This window comes from Mycobacterium sp. NGS29 (genome assembly GCF_059812965.1).
In genome coordinates, this window is sequence record NZ_JCALDR010000005.1 from 144000 (window position 1) to 163247 (window position 19248).

At 67.0% G+C, this 19248-nt stretch carries 14 protein-coding genes; 8 read left to right on the forward strand and 6 right to left on the reverse strand.

The window, feature by feature from the left end:
• Positions 1 to 6: 6 nt before the first annotated feature.
• The 3 genes from AC5Y5Z_RS09085 to cobF form a co-directional block, all read right to left on the reverse strand.
• On the reverse strand, positions 7 to 1515 hold the full coding sequence (locus AC5Y5Z_RS09085; RefSeq protein WP_463827382.1) for a PE family protein: 1509 nt from the start codon (positions 1513 to 1515) through the stop codon (positions 7 to 9).
• 117 nt (positions 1516 to 1632) lie between these two features.
• Positions 1633 to 3393: a PE family protein gene (locus tag AC5Y5Z_RS09090; protein WP_499924744.1), complete on the reverse strand. Its 1761-nt coding sequence runs from the start codon at positions 3391 to 3393 to the stop codon at positions 1633 to 1635.
• 194 nt (positions 3394 to 3587) lie between these two features.
• Positions 3588 to 4340: a precorrin-6A synthase (deacetylating) gene (cobF, locus tag AC5Y5Z_RS09095; RefSeq protein WP_499924746.1), complete on the reverse strand. Its 753-nt coding sequence runs from the start codon at positions 4338 to 4340 to the stop codon at positions 3588 to 3590.
• Between the two features lie 138 nt (positions 4341 to 4478).
• Between cobF and AC5Y5Z_RS09100 the strand changes: the two genes are divergently transcribed.
• The 4 genes from AC5Y5Z_RS09100 (at position 4479) to AC5Y5Z_RS09115 (ending at position 8521) form a co-directional block, all read left to right on the forward strand.
• Positions 4479 to 5384 carry an AurF N-oxygenase family protein gene (locus tag AC5Y5Z_RS09100; protein WP_463827379.1) on the forward strand — a complete coding sequence of 302 codons (906 nt, stop codon included), beginning with the start codon at positions 4479 to 4481 and terminating at the stop codon, positions 5382 to 5384.
• A gap of 197 nt (positions 5385 to 5581) precedes the next feature.
• Positions 5582 to 6514 (forward strand): DUF4873 domain-containing protein, encoded by a 933-nt coding sequence (locus tag AC5Y5Z_RS09105; protein ID WP_499924957.1) that lies wholly within the window; start codon positions 5582 to 5584, stop codon positions 6512 to 6514.
• A 371-nt stretch (positions 6515 to 6885) separates the two neighbouring features.
• Positions 6886 to 7650, forward strand: coding sequence for an STAS domain-containing protein (locus AC5Y5Z_RS09110; RefSeq protein WP_499924747.1), 765 nt, complete (start codon positions 6886 to 6888; stop codon positions 7648 to 7650).
• Position 7651: 1 nt separating this feature from the next.
• Positions 7652 to 8521 (forward strand): TIGR03619 family F420-dependent LLM class oxidoreductase, encoded by an 870-nt coding sequence (locus AC5Y5Z_RS09115; RefSeq protein ID WP_499924748.1) that lies wholly within the window; start codon positions 7652 to 7654, stop codon positions 8519 to 8521.
• 3 nt (positions 8522 to 8524) lie between these two features.
• On the opposite strand, the gene AC5Y5Z_RS09120 is transcribed toward AC5Y5Z_RS09115, so the two are convergent.
• The 3 genes from AC5Y5Z_RS09120 to AC5Y5Z_RS09130 are packed head-to-tail and all read right to left on the reverse strand — an operon-like array spanning position 8525 to position 13590.
• The gene (locus AC5Y5Z_RS09120; protein WP_499924750.1) at positions 8525 to 9340 is read right to left on the reverse strand and encodes an enoyl-CoA hydratase/isomerase family protein; all 816 of its coding nucleotides are present in this window, start codon (positions 9338 to 9340) and stop codon (positions 8525 to 8527) included.
• Between the two features lie 60 nt (positions 9341 to 9400).
• Entirely contained in the window at positions 9401 to 11326 is a 1926-nt protein-coding gene (locus tag AC5Y5Z_RS09125; RefSeq protein WP_499924751.1) for a fumarylacetoacetate hydrolase family protein, read from the reverse strand.
• Positions 11323 to 13590 carry an ATP-dependent DNA ligase gene (locus AC5Y5Z_RS09130; RefSeq protein ID WP_499924752.1) on the reverse strand — a complete coding sequence of 756 codons (2268 nt, stop codon included), beginning with the start codon at positions 13588 to 13590 and terminating at the stop codon, positions 11323 to 11325. Before AC5Y5Z_RS09130 ends, AC5Y5Z_RS09125 begins: the two co-directional genes overlap by 4 nt.
• Before the next feature lie 37 nt (positions 13591 to 13627).
• Here AC5Y5Z_RS09130 and AC5Y5Z_RS09135 point away from each other — a divergent pair, with 37 nt between their 5' ends.
• The 4 genes from AC5Y5Z_RS09135 to AC5Y5Z_RS09150 all read left to right on the forward strand — a co-directional run bounded on the left by AC5Y5Z_RS09135 (position 13628) and on the right by AC5Y5Z_RS09150 (position 19247).
• A complete protein-coding gene (locus tag AC5Y5Z_RS09135; protein WP_499924754.1) occupies positions 13628 to 14503 on the forward strand; it encodes a carbohydrate kinase family protein in 876 nt (291 codons plus the stop codon).
• Between the two features lie 53 nt (positions 14504 to 14556).
• Positions 14557 to 15477, forward strand: a complete 921-nt coding sequence (gene ku / locus AC5Y5Z_RS09140) for a non-homologous end joining protein Ku (RefSeq protein ID WP_463827372.1) — start codon at positions 14557 to 14559, stop codon at positions 15475 to 15477.
• A gap of 114 nt (positions 15478 to 15591) precedes the next feature.
• Positions 15592 to 16713 (forward strand): phosphate ABC transporter substrate-binding protein PstS, encoded by a 1122-nt coding sequence (gene pstS, locus AC5Y5Z_RS09145; RefSeq protein ID WP_463827371.1) that lies wholly within the window; start codon positions 15592 to 15594, stop codon positions 16711 to 16713.
• Between the two features lie 299 nt (positions 16714 to 17012).
• Positions 17013 to 19247, forward strand: coding sequence for a serine/threonine-protein kinase PknD (locus tag AC5Y5Z_RS09150; RefSeq protein ID WP_499924757.1), 2235 nt, complete (start codon positions 17013 to 17015; stop codon positions 19245 to 19247).
• Position 19248 lies beyond the last annotated feature (1 nt).

Consider the following 19248-nt stretch of genomic DNA (forward strand, 5'->3'; position numbering starts at 1 on the left):
GTGCCCCTACAGGGGCGCGCCCGGTGTTCCGGCGGTCCCCGAAATCAAACCCATATTGCCGCCGGCAGCCGGCGGGTTGCCGTGACCGCCACGGCCGCCGTTGCCGTACAAGCTGGCGTTGCCACCCTGGCCGCCGCTGCCGTTGGCGCCGGTGTTGCCGATATACGTCGTGCCATTCACCGTTCGCTGGCCCGGGACCCCTCCCTTGCCGCCATCGCCGCCATCGCCGCCGTTGCCGATCAACCCTGATGCCCCACCCGCGGCGCCGGAGCCGGCGAGGCCACCATTGCCGGGCACGGGAGTGATGGCGGCGCCGCCCGGGTTGCCCCCTTGTCCACCGCCTCCACCGAATCCGCCCGCACCGCCGTCGCCGAGGAAGTAGCCACCCCGGCCGCCAAGTCCGCCGTTGCCACCGGCACCGCCGTCGCCTCCGTCGTAAGACGTCGCACCGACACTGACACCGGCCGCACCGAGGCCCCCATTACCGCCGGCACCTCCCCTGCCAAACAACCCGGCGTTGCCTCCGGCTCCGGCCCTCAGACCGGCCGATCCACCATTGGCACCGTCAACTGCCGGAATCCCGCTGGTGTTGGCGCCGCCACCAGCACCGCTGTCCCCGCCTCGACCGCCGTTGCCGGATAGCCATCCGCTTTGACCACCGTCGCCGCCCAGGCCGCCGGTCCCGCCGGTGCCCGCCACCGCGGAAGGACTGTGACTTGTGGCGCCGGTTGCCTGCCCGCCGGCACCGCCGGCCGCCCCACGGCCACCGTCACCGAAGAACAAGCCGCCGCGACCACCGGCCCCACCGTTGCCGCCGACGCCGCCGTTGGCTCCAGATCCCCCACTGCCGCTGCTGAACTCAGTCGCGTTTCCCCCGACGCCGCCAAGTCCGCCGCTGCCGCCGTTGCCCCACAGCCAACCGCCGGCACCTCCGACGCCACCGTTGCCACCGGCCAGGCCCGCCGAACCCGCAGTGGCACCGTTGGCACCCGCTCCACCGGCTCCCCCTGACCCGCCGTTGCCGAAGAAGCCAGCTGAGCCGCCGTTGCCACCGCTTTGGCCGGCCGCGCCGATCGCACCGTTCCCGCCGTTGCCCCAGAGGATGCCGCCGTCCTGACCGTTGGCTCCGGGGGTGGCGCCGTTGGCGCCATTGCCGATCAGCGGACGGTTCAGCAACGCCATCGTGGGCGCGTTGACAGCGCCGAGCACTTCCTGCTCCGCGGTCTGCAACACATTGGCCGCCTCAGCGGCCGCGTACTGCGCCGCACCACCGCTCATCAACTGGACAAACTGCTGGTGAAACTGCGCCGCCTGGGCACTCAGGGCCTGGTAAGCCTGGGCGTGGGCACCGAACATCGCGGCGATGGCCACCGACACCTCGTCCGCGCCGGCGGCGAGCACGCTCGACGTGGGGAACGCGGCAGCCAGATTCGCCTGGCTGATTGTCGATCCCACACCGGCCAGATCGGACGCGGCTGCCGCGACCAGTTCCGTGGCAGCGTTCACAAACGACACAAGCGGACCTCCTCAACCGATCCGCATGCTACGGCGATCAAGGATGATGTGTGGGCCGATTCGCCTGAATTCGTTCGCGCTTAACAGAATTCGGCGCCACATCGTTCGCTTTGCGAACTAGGTCTGACCCGGCTGTCCGTTCTGGCCGAACAGCGCGCCACCAGTGCCAGCCCGGCCACCCGGCTGCCCATTGGCGCCGTCGCCGCCGTCACCGCCGTTGCCGATCAGCTGTGCATTACCGCCGCTGCCGCCGCGTCCGTCCGGACCGATGCCCACCGGGCCGGCGTTGCCCCCGGCACCCCCGTCGCCGTAGAACAGACCGCCGTCGCCACCGTTTCCGCCGTTACTGCTCGAAGCCAGGACGCTGCCGCTGCCCGTGGTACCGCCGGCGCCCCCCGCGCCGCCGCGACCGACCAACGCGGCGTCTCCACCGTCACCGCCGTTGCCGCCGGGCGCCGCGAAGCTGGGACCGGTACCGAAGAAGTTTCCGCCGTTGCCGCCGCCGCCGCCGTTCCCGGCGCTGCCGAACAGGCCGGCCGAGCCACCGTCACCGCCGAAGCCGCCGCGGGCACCGGAACCGGAAAGCGACGGATTCGTAGCCAGCCCGCCGGTACCGCCGGTCCCGCCGCGGCCGCCGTCGGCGCCGTTTCCGTAGAGCCAACCACCCCTGCCACCTTGACCACCGAGCGCGCCCTCGCCGCCGTCACCACCGGTGTTCGTGCCGAGTGCGCCGTTGCCGCCCAGCCCGCCGTTGCCGCCGGCACCACCGTTACCGAAGAAGCCGGCGTCGCCACCCCTGCCGCCCAGCACGCCGGTGTTCGAACCGCCATGCGCGCCAACAAGTACCGCGGGGCTGTTGTCCAGGCCGTTGCCGGCGTCGCCGCTGTTGCCACCCGCGCCCCCGTCACCGGAGAACAGGCCGGCCCGCGCGCCGTCGCCACCGGAACCACCGGCTCCGGCTTCGCCCCCGAATGAGCTGGACGTCAGAGCGCCGGTGCTGGCGCCGCCCTTGCCACCATCTCCTCCGGCGCCGCCATTGCCGACCAGCAGTCCCGCGCGACCGCCGACTCCACCGTCACCGCCCTGTCCCCCGTTGTTGCCTGCGCCGGACGGGCCGGCATCGCTGGCTTGGCCGCCGACACCACCGGCACCACCGGCTCCGCCGGCGCCGGTGAAGAACCCGCCGGCACCACCGGCGCCACCGTCACCTGCCGCACCACCGGCTTGACCAGGGGCGCCGATTCCGCCGTTGCCGCCGAAACCGCCACTACCGCCCGCGCCGTAGAGCCAGCCGCCGGTACCGCCGGTGCCGCCGGTGCCACCAGCCACGCTGGCGACTCCGGTCATTCCGATCCCACCGGCTCCGCCGCGGCCGCCGTTACCCAACAAGCCCGCGTTTCCGCCATTGCCACCGCTCTGGCCGACGCCACCGGTTGCACCGTTGCCGCCATTCCCCCAAAGGATGCCGCCGTCCCTGCCATCGGCTCCGGCGGTCGCGCCGTCCGCGCCGTTACCCACCAGTGGACGGTTGAACAGCGCCATAGCCGGTGCGTTAACAGCACCGAGGACGTTTTCTTCGAGGGACTGTGTGCTCACGTTAAGGGCTTCAGCAGCGGCGTATTGCGTCGCTCCGCCGCTCATCAGTTGCACGAACTGCTCGTGAAAGAGCGCCGCCTGGGCACTGAGTTGCTGGTAGGCCTGGGCGTGCGCGCCGAAGAGCGCGGCGATCGCCGTGGACACGTCATCGGCGCCGGCAGCCAGCACCGACGCTGTGGGCGCGGCCGCGGCCGAGGTGGCGGCGTTGATCGACGAACCGATGCTCGCCAAGTCCGTTGCCGCAGCAGTGACCCACTCCGGCTGAGCGAACACGTAGGACATACGCCGACCCTTCTCAACCCTACGACGAGCCCGCGATTAGGCACGTGTTTAGCACACTAGAGGGGATCGTAACCCGTCACCCGGAATCCGGAGCACGTGTTCTTGCCGACACGTCAAATTCGCGGCAGGAAATCCGCGACGCACCAGCCGGCGCAGCTGTACAGAAGTGTCGACGGGGCCTTGCACGCCAACGGCTAAGCCGGTTGGCCGGGGGGCCGCAACAGATAGGTATCCATGATCCAGCCGTGCCGCGCTCGGGCCTGCGTGCGCTGCTCGACGATGCGCGCGCCCACCTCGCCGACGGGTCCCGCCATCAGCATCTCGTCCGCGGTCCCCAGGTACGCGCCCCACCAGATCCAGGTGTCGGGCGCACAGGTCTGGAACGAGCAGTCCGCGTCGAGCATCACCACGGCCGCACCGGTCAGCCCGTGGGCACGCAACTGCCGACCGGTGGTGACGAGCACCGGTTCGCCGACGTCGTTGAGCGGAATGCGGTGACGCGCGGTGAGTGCCTGTATCGCGGTGATGCCGGGTATCACGTCGTAGCTGATCTGCACCTCGGCGGCGACGAGATCCAGGATGCGCAGTGTGCTGTCGTAGAGCGACGGATCACCCCAGGCCAGGAAGGCTCCGACGCCGTCGGGCTCCAGTTCTTCGGCGATGGCAGCCGCCCAGAGCCGGGCGCGCGCCGCGTGCCAGTCCGACACGGCGGCCCGGTAGGCGGTGGCGGTGGATCGCCGCGGATCCGGCAGCTGGACGAACCGATACCCGGGCTCGCGGATGAACCGCGCGCAGATCTGCTGGCGCAGCGCGACCAGGTCGCTCTTGACCTCTCCCTTGTCCATCGCGAAGAACACCTGGGTGTCGTTGAGCGCCTCGATTGCCTGGACGGTCACGTAGTCGGGGTCGCCGGCACCGATCCCGATCACATGGATGTGCCGACTCATGCAGCTCAACCTAATTGAGACCGCGCGCCATCTACCGGGGACCGTCGGTACCCGGTACCGTGGGTATTGACTAGAGAATGTGATCTGCCTAACGTCTGAATCAGCCCCCGGCCACCGGGACACGAAGGGACGCCAACGATGACCACTGCGGTGCGACCAAGCGGACCGAGTCGCGAAGAATTCTCCGAGCGTCTGCTCAAAGGGTCGGTCAAGAAGTCTTACGAACCGGTCGTCGACATCGACTGGGACGCTCCCCTGGACCCGGACAAGTTCTTTCTGCCCGCCAAGCTGGTGTCGCTGTACGGCACACCGATGTGGGAGGAGATGTCCCGCCAGCAGCAGATCGAACTGTCCCGTCAGGAACTGGTCAACACGCTATCGGCCGGTATCTGGTTCGAGAACATGCTCAACCAGTCGCTGCTGCGCACCATCCTGCACGAGGACCCCACCAGCCGGTCCACGCATTACAAGCTGACCGAACTGGGCGACGAAACCCGCCACATGGTGATGTTCGGCAAGGCCATCGAGCGTATCGGCGCAAAACCGGTGCGGCCCACCCGGTTTCATCGCTACATCATCAATCTGCTGCCGCTGGCGTTTCAGCGCGGCTCGATGCTGTGGGTGGCCGCGCTGATCGGTGAGGAGATCTTCGACTCGCTGCAGCGGCAGATGATGGACGACCCCGAACTGCAACCGATCATCCAGCGGCTGATGCGGATTCACGTCACCGAAGAGGCCCGCCACATTCAGTTCGCGCGCGACGGTGCCCGCAAACGGGTTGCCGAGATGCCGCGGCTCAACCGGTGGTTCATGGCCAACATCAACGGTCTCGGCGGATATTTCTTCAACTACCTGTTCAGCAACCGCGTGCAGTACGCGCGCGCCGGCCTGGACGTCAAACGGGCACGACACCTCGCCCGCACCAGCGCACACCGCCGAGAGGTTCAACAGGCCGGATTCGCGCCGCTGGCAGCGTTTTTGACCGAGGTAGGCCTGATGGGCCCGATCGCGCGCCGCGGCTGGAAACGCAGCAGGTTTCTGTGACACTGGTCGTCGGAGCGGGCGCCGCCGACCTCGCCTCCACGCTGCACACCGCCGGTCTCACCGAGGTCGCGACGCTCGAGGCCGAGATCTCGCATTCTGAGTTTCACGACGACGCGTGGGTGCTGCACACCGCGGCCGGCGAGCACGTCCGAGCTGATGTGGTCATTGCCACGAACCCCCGTTTGTTCGTCCCGTGGGTGCCGGACATCAATGGCCGCAACGACTTTCAAGGCGAGTCTTTCCATGCGGCAGCCTGGGACCCCCGGTTCCGCCCGGCCGGCAAGTCCATTGCACTGGTGGGCACCGACTCCTGGGCCGCGCACCGCCTCAGCCAACTTGTCCGAGCCGCGGGAACGGTGACCGTGTTCGCGCACGCGCCCCGGCGCATGGTCTCCAGCGCCCGGCCCTGGACGCCGCCCTGGCGCCGCCGCCCACAGCCCGGACCACCAGTGGTGACGTCGGCGATCGACGCCATCACGGCGACAACCATCCGGACCCGCGACGGCGTCGAGCACCCGGTCGACGCGATCATCTACGGCACCGGATTCGCAATCGGTGACCAGGCGGCGGTCGGTGAGTCCGTCCGCGACAACTGGGTCGACGGGATGGAACCCTTCCACGGCGTGGCCGTGCGCGGTCTGCCCAACTACTTCTTCCTCACCGGGCCGGACACCGCGGCGCAGGCGCGCTGCGTCGCTTCCTGCCTCGACGTCATGGAGCGCACCGGCAGCCGTCGTATCGAGGTGCGCCGTTCCAGCCAGCAGGTGTTCAACGAGCGGGTCCAACTCGCTCCGGCCCAGCCCCCCGCGGTGCTCGGAGCGTTCGACACATTCGACTTGTCGTCGAGCGCACCCGACTACGAGGACACCTACGACGGCGCCGCGACGCTGGAGATCGGCGGCGCCCGCTATCCGGTGCGCGTCCGCCTGGTCGGTCACCTCGACCCACTCGACGGCAACTACCACTGGCAAGGGACCGTGCTGGACGCGGTGCCCGACTCCCTCACACGGGCGCGGGCGGTCACGCTGAGCGTTGGCCAGCACAGCGTGCCCGCCCGCATCGTCGAACAGACACCCTGGGGCACCCACTCGGTCGCCGGCGTGGGCACACCCCCGTACGCACTGGCCTGAGACTCTGGGCGTCCTACCGGCGATTCGTGGGCCGGGGATTGACTGTCGGCGACGCTGGGTAATTAGCCATAGGTGTGCGCGCTGGGCAGCAACGATGAGTTCGGCGCAGCAGCGGTCGGGCGCCAGGCACGACATAGCGAGGCGGACCGGTTTCGCACCGGATACTGCTTCGCGGTCTTCGATGTCCGACCCGTTCCCCTTTCGCAATGGGGGATGTTTACCCGAAGATGGAGCTCTCAATGTCGCGGCAAGGCCGGTGACGTGGGGGACCAGTAGACGGCGGGGAAGGTGTTCAAGGAGCGGGACATGGAACCGGATGACATGGCGCAATCGGCACGCGACCTGAGGGTCCGCTGCCAGGGAGGGACCATATGAGTTCGGTGGCGAAATCGTCCAACTCCCTCGCGGTGGTATCTCGGGCCGAGGAATCAGTGGTGTTGTTGACCGCCGACGGCGTGCTCGACGCCAAGAACACCGCCGAGCTGCGTGACGCGGTCACCAGAGCCACCCTTGACGTGCCCACCGCGGTCATCGTCGACGTCAACGCCCTGCAAGTTCCCGACGAGGCAGGCTGGTCGGTGTTCACCAGCGCGCGCTGGAATATGGACGCCCGCCCCGACGTGCCGATCGTGCTGGTCGCCGCGAACCGCGCCACCCGCGAGGCGCTCGAGCGCAGCGGAGCGGCCCGCTTCATGCCGGTCTATCCGACGGAGAAGGGAGCCACTAAGGCCGTCACCCGACTTGGGCGCCGCAAGCTGCACCACGCGCAGGCGAAGCTGCCGGCCAATCTGACCAGCCTTCGCGAGTCTCGCCAGCTGGTCCGCGAGTGGCTCACCAACTGGTCGAAACCGGGACTGATCCCCGTCGCACTCGTGGTGGTCAACGTGTTCATCGAAAACGTGCTGGAACACACCGGCAGCGAACCGATGATGAGGATCGAGTGCGACGGCCAGGCGGCGACCATCGCGGTGTCCGACACCAGCACCGCGCCCGCGCTTCGCCTGGCAGCCCCGCCCAAAGGTATCGATGTGTCCGGTCTGGCCATTGTCGACGCGTTGTCGCGTGCCTGGAGCAGCACGCCGACATCGACGGGCAAGACGGTCTGGGCGATCATCGGTCCCGAAAACCAGCTCTGAGATGCGGTTCAGTTACGCGGAGTCGTTGACCGACCCGCAGTTTTACATTCCCCTGGCCAAAGCAGCGGAAGCAGCTGGCTACCACAGCATGACCATTGCCGACAGCCTCGCCTACCCCTTCGAGTCGGACTCGAAGTATCCGTACACGCCCGACGGCAGCCGCGAGTTCCTGGACGGCAAGGAAATCGTCGAAACCTTCGTGTTGACAGCTGCTTTGAGTGCGGTGACGACGACGCTGCGGTTCAACTTCTTCGTCCTGAAGTTGCCGGTGCGGCACCCGGCGCTCACCGCCAAGCAGGCCGGTTCACTGGCGGTGTTGAACGGCAACCGGCTCGGTCTGGGCGTGGGCACCAGCCCGTGGCCCGAAGACTACGAGCTGATGGGTATTCCATTTGCCAAGCGCGGCAAACGAATCGATGAATGTATCGAGATCGTCCAAGGCCTGACCACCGGCGACTATTTCGAGTTCCACGGCGAGTTCTACGACATCCCCAAGACCAAGATGAGTCCCGCACCCACTCAACCGATCCCGATCCTGGTGGGCGGACATGCCGACGCCGCGCTGCGCCGGGCTGCCCGCCTGGACGGCTGGATGCACGGCGGCGGCAGCGATCCCGACGAACTGGACCGACTCATTGCCCGGGTCAAACAGTTTCGTGACGAAGCGGGACAGACTGGACCGTTCGAAATTCACGTCATCTCGGCGGACGCCTACACCGTCGACGGCATCAAACGACTGGAAGACAAGGGCGTCACCGATGTGATCGTCGGGTTCCGCTGGCCCTACGTTGAGGGACCCGACCCCGAACCGTTGCAGACCAAGATCAAGAACCTGGAGAAGTACGCCGAGAAAGTGATGTCGAAAGTCTAAGTTTCACAACGTATCCCAATTTGGCGCCCGCTTCTCGCGATGCGCCTTGGCCGCTTCGGCAGGGTTGTTGGTAAAGCCGGTCAGGATCTGGGTGCGGTTCTCGATCTCGATCGCATGCCGCAGGCTCGGTGCATCCAGTGCCGCGTTCAGGCCGATCTTGGTCTGCCACACACCGAATGCGTTGTTGCCGGCGATCTCGCGGGCTTTGTTCACAGCGGCGGCCATCAGATCCTCGGCGGGCACCACCTCGTGCACCAGCTTGATGCGGTACGCCTCGTCGGCGTCGATCATCCGCCCGGTCAGCATCAGTTCCCGCGCCACCCCGGCACCGACGATCTTCGGCAACAGGTAACTGGTGCCCATGTCCATCGAGGAAAAGCCGGCCTTGATGAAGGCGGAACCGAATCGTGCCGTCTCCGAAGCGATCCGGATGTCGGAGTGCAACGCGAACGCCAGCCCACCGCCCACCGCGACGCCGTTGACCGCGGCGATCACCGGGATCGGCAGCTCGTAGAGACGGGTGAACAGGTCCGCCAGGCGCACCTGCGCGTCGTAGCTGACCTTGAAACCCGGAGTCGACGGTTTGACCTCGGTCCACGCTTCGCCGGTACCGCTCAGGTCGGCGCCGGCGCAGAAACCGCGCCCGGCCCCGGTCAGGATCGCCACCCGGTGCTCACCGCTGCTCAGGACATCCAGGGCGTGGTCGGTGGCGTTGATCAACGACCCGTCGATCGCATTCAGCAGCCTGGGCCGGTTGAGGGTGACACAGGCGATGCCGTCGTCGATGGTTTCCAGCAGCACTGCGGGTTCGGATGCCATACCGGAACGGTAGGCGACTGCTGAGGAGTCCCGGAACCGGGCCTGTTTTCCTGGATGTCGCTAATTCTGCCGCTTGGCCAACCACTCCGCCTGCATCGCGAACAGCCCCAGCAACTCGGGCTGCGGGGTGTCGGGATCGAGTTCGCAGTACCGCCGGAACATGTTGACCACGATGCGTTCGGAGTCCAGCCACGACGCATACTCGCCGAGGTCGACGGTGTCGATCGCTTCGGCCAGTGACAGGCCTTTCCCGTGAGCCGCGTCGGCCTGCTCGATGAGGTGCACGAAATAGCCTCGCACGCCGCGGATTCCGTCCGGGTCCGTGATCGGACCGTGCCCCGGCACCACCACCGGCGCATCCAGCGCAATCATCGCGTCACATGCCGCGATCCAGTTGGCGATCGGCCCGGCCCACACGATCGGTGTGCAACCGATGAACAGCAGGTCCCCGCCGAACAGCACACCGGCGTCGGGCACGTGCACCACCGAGTCGGCGGCGGTATGCGCGGGCCCCAGGTTCAACAGATCGACCCGGCGGCCACCGACGTCGATGCTCATCGAACGGTCGAAGGTCTCGTCGGCGTTGCGCACAGCGATGCCACTGAAATCGAAGTGGCCGAATCGATCTCGGGCAAACGACGTTGCGACCGGTCCGAGGTCTGCCAGCTGGATACCCCGGAGCCGGTCGGTGCCTGTTTCCTGCGCGATCTCCTCGGCGGTGCCGCGCGCCGCGATGATCCGGACCGCGGCGTCCAGTAGCTGATTGCCGTGCGTGTGGTCCCCGTTGGAATGGGTGATCAGCGCATCGGTGATGGGCGCACCGTCGGTGATGGGCCGCATCGCCGCGAGCATCTCCCGGGTCAGACTCAGGTCGAACAGTGTGTCCACCAACAGCGACGCGCCGTCGCCGGCCACCAAACCCGCGTTGCTCCAACCGTATCCGCCGTCGGGCAGGGTCCAGGCCCACACCCGGTCGCCCACCTGGTGCAACCCGCGCACGTAGGGCACCTTCGCCGGTGCCGGGTTGACCCGTTGCGGGCCGGGGGCCGTCGCCGGATTGAGCCGCGGCGCCAGCGGATACGGCGCCGGCGAAGCCCGCACCGTCTGCCGGGTCTCCCCCAGCGCCTGCACCTGCAGCCGCACCTCATCCCCGTCGCGCAGCCAGCCCGGGAAGCTCGGCTTGGTCAAGTGCTCGACGAGTGTGCACGTCGGCACCGTGCCCGAGCCGATCACATCACCCGGGCGCAACGGCACACCGCGCGAGATGTAGGAGATGACCTCGCCGAAGGTCCAGTCCATGGTGCCGGTCGATCCGGACCCGACGACGGTGTCGTTGACCAGCGCCGTCACCTCCAGGTTCAGTCTGCCGTCCCGGCTGAAAGGGGCCAGCTCATCGGCGGTGACCAGGTACGGGCCCAACGTGACACCGCTGTCCTTCCCCTTCGCCTGCCCGATCCGCAGTTGCCCCTCGAACGTCTGCAGGTCGCGTGCGGACCAGTCGTTGAAGATCAGGTAGCCGACGATGGCCTGTTCGGCCTGCTCGACGGTCAGGTCCTTACCGGCGGTCCCGATCACCGCGGCAATCTCCAACTCGAAGTCCTGCCACACGCTCCCGGGAGCCATCGGTGCGTCGTCATATGGGCCCAGTACCGTTGCCGGACAGGCGAAGTAGAACGCCGGGATGCGATACCAGGTGTCCATCAACACCCGGCCGCCGCCGGTGGCCTCCTGGCAGTTGCGCATGTGGTCCAGAAAGCACAGCGTGTCGCGGATCGACGGTGGGCGCGGGATCGGGGCTGCCAGCGACACATCGGTCAGAGCCACGACATCCGTCGGCGAACGCAGCGCCGTCTCACCGGCCGCATGCAGACTACCGCTCTCGAGCAATGCCAAAAGCGTTGCCCCCGAGGGCAGTGCGTGAATATCTGTCCCGGAGAGCACCCCGACGCGTTCGTCATCTCCGTCCCGGTAGGTCACCCACTTCATTCGCGCACCACCTCACTTGGTTTCTTGTCCGGTCGCAACCCACGCCAGCTCGATTGCCGCAACCGGTTGTCCGGAGTCCACTCGCTGTAGCGCACTTCGCCCACCAGCACGGGTTCGACATAGGTCACCCCGCGTGCCTCCCGGGCCGGAAGCTTCGGGTGGAACGGTGATTCGTCGGTCTGCAGGGGCGCCAGCGTCTTCTTCAAACTTGCCAGCTCGAGATCGGTGAATCCGGTGCCCACCCGTCCGGCGAACTGCAGTCCGTCCGGACCGGGAATTCCCAGCACCAGCGCCCCGATCCCGCTGCTGCGTCCCCCCTCCCCGACCCGCCAGCCACCGATCACCACTTCCTGGGTGTTCCAATGCTTGTCCTTGATCCAGGACGCCGAACGGCGGCCCGGCTGATAGCTCGAGTCGCGCCTCTTGGCGACCACACCTTCCCACCCGTGCCGGCGGGAATAGTCCAGCGCCTCGGCGCCGTCACCGGGCAACAACGCCGGAACGATGAGATCCCCTGCACTACCCAGGGTTTCCAGCAGCTTGCGCCGGTCGGCGTACTTGGCGCGCAACAATGAACGCCCGTCCAGGTAGAGCAGATCGAAGGCCCAGAATTCGATTCTGGTGGCGCGCACCCGGTTCTGCATCTCGTTGAAGCTGGGCACTCCCGCATCGTTGAGTGCCACCACTTCGCCGTCCAGCACCACGTGGTGGTCAGCGAGATCTGCTGCCAGTGCGCGTAATTGGGGGTACTCGTGCGTCATGTCCCGACCGCTGCGCGAGCGTAGCCGCAGCGCACCGTGCTCGGCGTCGACCAATAACCGGTAGCCGTCCCACTTACCTTCGAATGCCCACTGGCCCGGTTTGAGACCTGCCACCGACCCGTGGGTGGCGAACATCGGTGCCAGCCCGTCGAAATCGAAGACTTTCTGGTCCTTCATCCGGTGCGCCAGCCACTGGTCACCGTTGGTCTGGATCAGTGCGTACCGGCCGGAGATCTTGCTGCCATGCAGGTTGACGATGACTTCGTCGTCCAGGAACTTCTCCGCCTCATAGGTGCCGGAGTCCCAGATGACCACCTTGCCCGCGCCGTATTCCCCTTTCGGGATGGAGCCCTCGAAGCTGCCGTACTCCAGCGGATGGTCTTCGGTGTGCACCGCCAGATGGTTCACCGACGTGGTCTCGGGCAGGTTCTTCGGCACCGCCCACGACACCAGGACGCCGTCTCGTTCCAGCCGGAAATCGTAGTGCAGCCGCCGGGCATGGTGCTCCTGGATGACGAACGTATTGTCCTGTCCGATAGCCGGTTTGGCGCGCGGCACCGGCTCCGGGGTCTTTGCGGCGTCGCGCATGCTGCGGTACTTGCTCAACCGGTCCGGCAACGGGACATCGGCATCCAACTCGGCGAGCAGGTCGCCGTCGCGGGCGACGCGCTCCAACACCTCGTCGTACCGCAGCTGCCGCAGTTCGGGGTCGTCCAGTTCGTCCCAGCTGCGGGGCGCGGCGACGGTGGGCTGTTCGCGGCCACGCAGTGAGTAGGGCGCGATGGTGGTTTTCGAGCCGCTGTTCTGACTCCAGTCCAGAAAGACCTTGCCCGCCCGCACGTTCTTGGCCATCACCGAGGTGACCAGCTTCGGCATCGACTTTTCCAATTGCTGCGCAACACGTTTGGCCAGAACCGTGGCCCCACGACTGCTCACCGGCTCGGCCAGCGGCGCATACAGGTGCAGGCCTTTGCTGCCGCTGGTCAGCGGGTGGACGGTGAGCCCGATGTCAGTCATCAGCTCCCGCACCGCGCGAGCCACCTCGGACAGTTGGGTCATCGTCACCCCCGGGCCGGGGTCCAGATCGAACACCAGGCGGGTGGCCGGCCCGGGTTTGAATTCTTCAGCGCCCTTCCGCGTCCATTCGGCGACGAACCGCCACTGCGGCACGTGCACTTCCAGCGCCGCCTGCTGCGCGATCCAGGCCAGCCCGTCCGCGCTGTCGATGATCGGGTATGTCGTGGTACCGGACCGGTGGGTGACACTGGCGCGCGGCAGCCACGCGGGCGCCGACGACGCCAGTTGCTTTTCGAAGAACGCCGGCTCGTCGACGCCGTTGGGCCAGCGCTTGCGGGTCGCCGCTCGCCCGGCGATGTGCGGCACCATCACCTCGGCGATGCTGGTGTAGTACTCGAAGATGTCCTGCTTGGTGGTCCCCGTTGCCGGATAGAGGACCTTGTTGGCATTGGTCAGCTTCACCTGCTGCGCCGGTGCCGAACCCATAGAGTCAACGTAACCTGTCCGACATGGGGCACGGCACGTGAAGGGCCTCGTGATCGGCGAAGCACTCATCGACATCGTCGCGGGGGCGAATCGCACCGAGCACGTCGGCGGCAGTCCACTCAATGTCGCCGTCGGATTGGCCAGGCTGGGACGCGGTGTCGACTTCCTGACCCACATCGGCGATGACCCGCCCGGCCGTCGAATCGCGGACTACGTCAAAGCTGCTGGGGTGCAGCTGGTTTCGGGCAGCGTCGACGCGGCCAGGACGTCCACCGCGGTGGCCACGATCGGCGCGGACGGGTCGGCGACGTATTCGTTCGACCTGGATTGGCAACTGTCGGGCACCCCACCGGTCCCGCCGCCGCTGTTCGTGCACACCGGCTCCATTGCCGCCGTGCGCGAGCCGGGCTGCCTGGCGGTGGCCGCGCTGCTGGATGCCTACCGGGTCTCGGCCACCATCACCTTCGACCCGAATGTTCGGCCGTCGTTGATCGTCGACCGCGAGCAGGCCAGAGACCGCGTCGCCAAGTTCGTGCAGCGCAGTGACCTCGTCAAGGTCAGCGACGAGGACCTGCATTGGCTCGCACCCGACCGTTTACCGCGGGACACCGCGCGCGGCTGGCTGGCCTCCGGACCCGCGGTGGTGGTGGTGACCATGGGCGCGCAGGGCGCGCTGGCGCTGTGTGCCGCCGGCGAGGTCGCGGTGCCGGCGCGTCCGGTGCAGGTGGTGGACACCGTCGGCGCCGGCGACGCGTTCATGGTCGGCCTGCTCGACTCACTCTGGGAGCACGGGTTGCTGGGCGGGGACCGGCGAAATGCCCTATACCAGATCGGACTCGACGCGCTGACATCGGCTCTCGATGCGGCGGCCCTGAGGTCGGTGCTGGCCATCGGGCACGCGGGCGCGCACTGAGCAGGCATGCCCACCTGACGCGGGTGGCCGTCAAGTAGCGGCATACTGGCCAAATGCGCTCCATTTGGAAGGGCTCGATCGCGTTCGGGCTCGTCAACGTCCCGGTCAAGGTGTACAGCGCCACCCAGGACCACGACATCAAGTTCCACCAGGTGCACGCCAAGGACAACGGCCGCATCCGCTACAAGCGGGTCTGCGAGGTGTGTGGCGAGGTCGTCGAATACGGCGACATCGCGCGTGCCTTCGAATCCGACGACGGTCGGTCGGTGGTGATCACCGACGATGACATCGCCACCCTGCCCGAGGAGCGCAGCCGCGAGATCGAGGTACTGGAATTCGTGCCGGCCAGCGAAGTCGACCCGATGTTGTTCGACCGCAGCTATTTTCTGGAGCCGGACTCCAAGTCATCCAAATCGTATGTGCTGCTGGCGAAAACGCTCGCCGACAGCGACCGGATGGCGATCGTGCACTTCTCGCTGCGCAACAAGACCCGACTGGCCGCGTTGCGCGTCAAAGACTTCGGTAAGCGCAACGTCATGGTGATCCACACCCTGCTGTGGCCCGACGAGATCCGCGACCCCGACTTTCCGGTGCTGGACAAGGAAGTGGAGGTCAAGCCGGCCGAGCTGAAGATGGCCGGTCAGGTGGTGGAGTCCATGGCCGACGAGTTCGACCCCGATCGCTACCACGACGATTACCAACAGCAGTTGCAAGAATTGGTCGACGCCAAACTCGAAGGGGGGGAAGCGTTTACCGTCGACGAAAAGCCCACCGAGCTGGACGAGACCGAGGACGTCTCCGATCTGCTCGCCAAGCTGGAAGCCAGCGTCAAGGCGCGCTCGGGTGACAGCACGGCTACGGCCAAGAAGTCGGCAGCCAAGAAGACGCCCGCGAAAAAGACGGCGGCCAAGAAAACACCGGCCAAGAAAGCCCCCGCCAAGAAGGCGGGTTCCAAAGCGGCTTCGAAATCCTGATAGACCTTGACCGGCACGGGGTCACCAGTGACATCCTGAGTTCACCTTCAGAGGGTCGGCTGTTCACATAAGCCCGTCGCGTGCTGCCGGCCCTGAGTCTGCAGAGGAGTTGCCGTGAAGTTCACCCGATCTGGCGTCGCACTCAGCTTGCTGGTGGTCAGCGCACTGCTGCTCGCCGGTTGTGGCGGCAGTTCCAACAAGGCGACGTCGTCGGGTTCGGCAACTCCCGTCGTACCGGTGGACTGCGGCGGCAAGAAGAAGATTCTGGCAGCAGGATCCACGGCACAGAAGAACGCGATGGAACAGTTCGTCTATGCGTTCATTCACGCGTGTCCGGGTCACACCCTGGACTACAACGCCAACGGGTCGGGCGCCGGGATGGCATCGTTCATCGGCGGCCAGACCGATTTGGCCGGTTCCGACTCCCCGATGAACGCCGACAAAGGTGAGCCCGACCGCGCGCGGGAACGCTGCGGTTCGCCGGCCTGGGACATTCCCGTCGTGTTCGGCCCGATCGCGGTCACCTACAACATCAACGGCGTCAGTTCGCTCAGCCTGGACGGTCCGACCATCGCCAAGATCTTCAACGGCGCCATCACCAAGTGGGACGACCCCGCGATCAAGGCGCTGAACACCAACACCGCCCTACCCGCGACGCCCATCCACGTCGTCTTCCGTGCCGACAAGTCCGGCACCACGGACAATTTCCAGAAGTACCTGGACGCGGCGTCCAACGGCGCCTGGGGCAAAGGCGCCGGTCAGGTGTTCAACGGCGGCGTCGGCGAAGGCGCCAACGGTAACGACGGCACCTCGCAGGCCATGAAGCAGACCGACGGTTCGATCACGTACAACGAGTGGTCCTTCGCCGAGGGCCACCAGCTCAGGAAGGCCCAGATCATCACCTCGGCCGGCCCCCAGCCGGTGTCGATCAGCGCGGAGACGGTCGGCAAGACGATCAGTGGAGTCAAGTTCAAGCCCGGCAGCGACGAGCGCGACCTGATCGTGGATACCTCGTCGTTCTATCTGCCGACGACACCCGGTGCCTATCCGATCGTGTTGGTCACCTACGAGGTCGTGTGCTCGAAGTACCCCGACACCCCCACCGGGCAAGCGGTAAAGGCGTTCATGCAGGCCACAATTGGCGACGGCCAAGTCGGTCTGGACGAATACGGTTACATCCCGCTGCCGGAATCGTTCCGCTCGAAACTGGTGCCGGTCGTCAACGCGATCGCGTGATCGGCCACCGCGGCGACGGACCCCGGCTCAACGACGTTGCATCCGAACGGCTTTGGCCATCTGCCGCGTATGTCGGCCATGGTCGGCGCCATGCCCCGCCGCCGGCATTGTCCGGGTCCGTTACGCACTCGTGATTCGAAATTCACGTCGAGTCCCGAGATTGTGTTGTGTGCCTGCTCTCCTAGGATTTACCGTGTGTTAACCATCAGTTTGGGTGCGACCTGCGCTGACCGCGTCCGAATGTCGTCGCTGCCGTAGCGGTCACGCCGCCGGGTGGCCGGGGAAGGGAGCAGCGAACGGTGACCAGTACCGGGTCGGAATCGCGGGTGGGGTCGCAGTTTGGGCCCTACCAGTTGGTGCGTCTCATCGGTCGCGGCGGCATGGGCGAGGTGTACGAGGCCGAGGACACCCGCAAACACCGCGTCGTCGCGCTCAAGTTGATCTCGACGGCCTACTCCGACAACCCGGTCTTCACCGCCCGGATGCAGCGCGAGGCCGACACCGCCGGCCGGCTGACCGAGCCGCACATCGTGCCGATCCACGACTACGGCGAGATCAACGGTCAGTTCTATGTGGAGATGCGCCTGATCGACGGGGTGTCGCTGCGCTCAATGCTGACCCAGTACGGCCCGCTGACCCCGGCGCGGGCGGTGGCTATCGTCAAGCAGATTGCCGCCGCGCTGGACGCCGCCCACACCAGCGGCATCACCCACCGCGATGTCAAACCCGAGAACATCCTGATCGCCAACAACGACTTCGCCTACCTGGTGGACTTCGGCATCGCCCGCGCCGCCCACGACCCGGGCCTGACGCAGAGCGGGATGGCGGTGGGGACCTACAACTACATGGCCCCGGAACGGTTCACCAGCGACGAGGTCACCTACCGGGCTGACATTTATGCGCTGGCCTGTGTGCTGGGCGAGTGTCTGACGGGTGCACCCCCCTACCGGGCGGACAGCGTCGAACGACTGATCGCCTCGCATCTCATGGAGCCGGTGCCACGGCCCAGCGTGCTGCGGCCGGGTCGCGTGCCGGAGGCGTTGGACCAGGTGATCGCCAAGGGCATGGCCAAGAACCCCAACGAGCGCTACTTGACCGCCGGGGATCTGGCCAGCGCCGCCCACGACGCGCTCACCACGCCCGAGCAGCGCCAGGAAGCCACCATCCTGCGGCAGGGCGACAACCAGACGCTGATCGCGCCGGTCGTGGACCCGAGTTTGAACGGCGGCTGGAACAGCCAGAGCGGCGCAGTTCCGCAGTCGTCGGGTGCGCAGACCATGCACTCACCTGCCCCCGGCTACCACACCGGAGGAGAAACCCAGCGCACCCCGGTTCCGCCGTTCCCCACCGGCGATCAGACACTGCGGACCCCGGTTCCGCCGTTCCAAAGCGGCGATCACACCCAGCGGTTGCCGGCCGCCCAGTATCACAGCGGGGACCAGACCATGGCCCAGCCGTTGCCGTCGAATGCCGGCGGCTGGCCTCCCGCCCCGGCCGGCAACTCCGAGCAGTTCACGCAGGCCGCCCCGGTGGGAGCGGGCTGGGCAAGCCAGCCCGGAGCCGCCGCCGGACGCGGCGAGAGCGGCCCGCCTGCGTACCACCAACCGTCCGGCCCCCATGCCACCACGACGCCACCCCCGGCCGGCAAGTCGCGCAAGCCGCTGATCATCGGCGCGGCGGCGGCCGCGGTCCTGTTGGTGGTGGCGGCCGTCACCGGGTTCCTGCTGTTCGGAAAGGACGACGGCGGGGCGGGCGGCGACTCGGGGCAGGCCAAAGGCCAGGTCGTGATGCCGTTCAACGGCCTGAATTTCCGGTTCGCGCCGGGCGGGGTTGCCGTCGACCCGAGCGGCGCCGTCTACGTCACCAACCAGACCATGTACGGCAAGGTGGTGACGTTGCCCGAAGGCTCGTCCTCACCGACGGTCAAACCGTTCAACGGGCTCTACGAACCCCAGGGCATCGCGGTGGATGCCTCCGGGAAGGTCTACGTCAGCGACTTCAACAACCGGGTGGTGTCGTTGTCGGCCGGCTCCAACAACCAGGTGGTGGTGCCGTTCAAGGGCCTGAGCTACCCCGAAGGTGTGGCGATCGATGCTCAGGGCAACGTCTACGTCGCCGACCGCGGCAGCAGCAAGGTGTGGAAGATGCCGGCCGGTGCCACTGAGCAGGTCGAGGTGCCGTTCAACGGGTTGAAGAGCCCCGACGGGGTGGCGGTGGACAGCGACGGCAACATCTACGTCACCGACACCGACAACCATCGAGTGCTGAGGTTGGATGCGGGGACCACCAACCAGGTGGAGTTGCCCTTCACCGGGTTGACCGCGCCGTGGGGGATCGCGGTCGACGGTGCCGCCAACGTCTACGTCACCGACCACGACAACAACACGGTGCTGAAACTCCCCGCCGGCGCCACCACATCGGTGGAGTTGCCGTTCACCGGTTTGAACACGCCGTTGTCGGTCGCGGTGGACAAGAAGGGCAACGTCTACGTCGCCGACCGCGGCAACGGCAGGGTGCTGCGCATCGCGCAGTGAC

Coding starts and splice junctions, on each gene's coding strand:
- AC5Y5Z_RS09130 (WP_499924752.1), bottom strand. CDS start 13,590: ATGGGTTCGGCACCGGCGCAGCAGGTGAAGCTGACCAATGCCAACAAG.
- AC5Y5Z_RS09100 (WP_463827379.1), top strand. CDS start 4,479: ATGACCACTGCGGTGCGACCAAGCGGACCGAGTCGCGAAGAATTCTCC.
- AC5Y5Z_RS09125 (WP_499924751.1), bottom strand. CDS start 11,326: ATGAAGTGGGTGACCTACCGGGACGGAGATGACGAACGCGTCGGGGTG.
- cobF (WP_499924746.1), bottom strand. CDS start 4,340: ATGAGTCGGCACATCCATGTGATCGGGATCGGTGCCGGCGACCCCGAC.
- AC5Y5Z_RS09120 (WP_499924750.1), bottom strand. CDS start 9,340: ATGGCATCCGAACCCGCAGTGCTGCTGGAAACCATCGACGACGGCATC.
- AC5Y5Z_RS09090 (WP_499924744.1), bottom strand. CDS start 3,393: ATGTCCTACGTGTTCGCTCAGCCGGAGTGGGTCACTGCTGCGGCAACG.
- AC5Y5Z_RS09110 (WP_499924747.1), top strand. CDS start 6,886: ATGAGTTCGGTGGCGAAATCGTCCAACTCCCTCGCGGTGGTATCTCGG.
- ku (WP_463827372.1), top strand. CDS start 14,557: ATGCGCTCCATTTGGAAGGGCTCGATCGCGTTCGGGCTCGTCAACGTC.
- AC5Y5Z_RS09115 (WP_499924748.1), top strand. CDS start 7,652: ATGCGGTTCAGTTACGCGGAGTCGTTGACCGACCCGCAGTTTTACATT.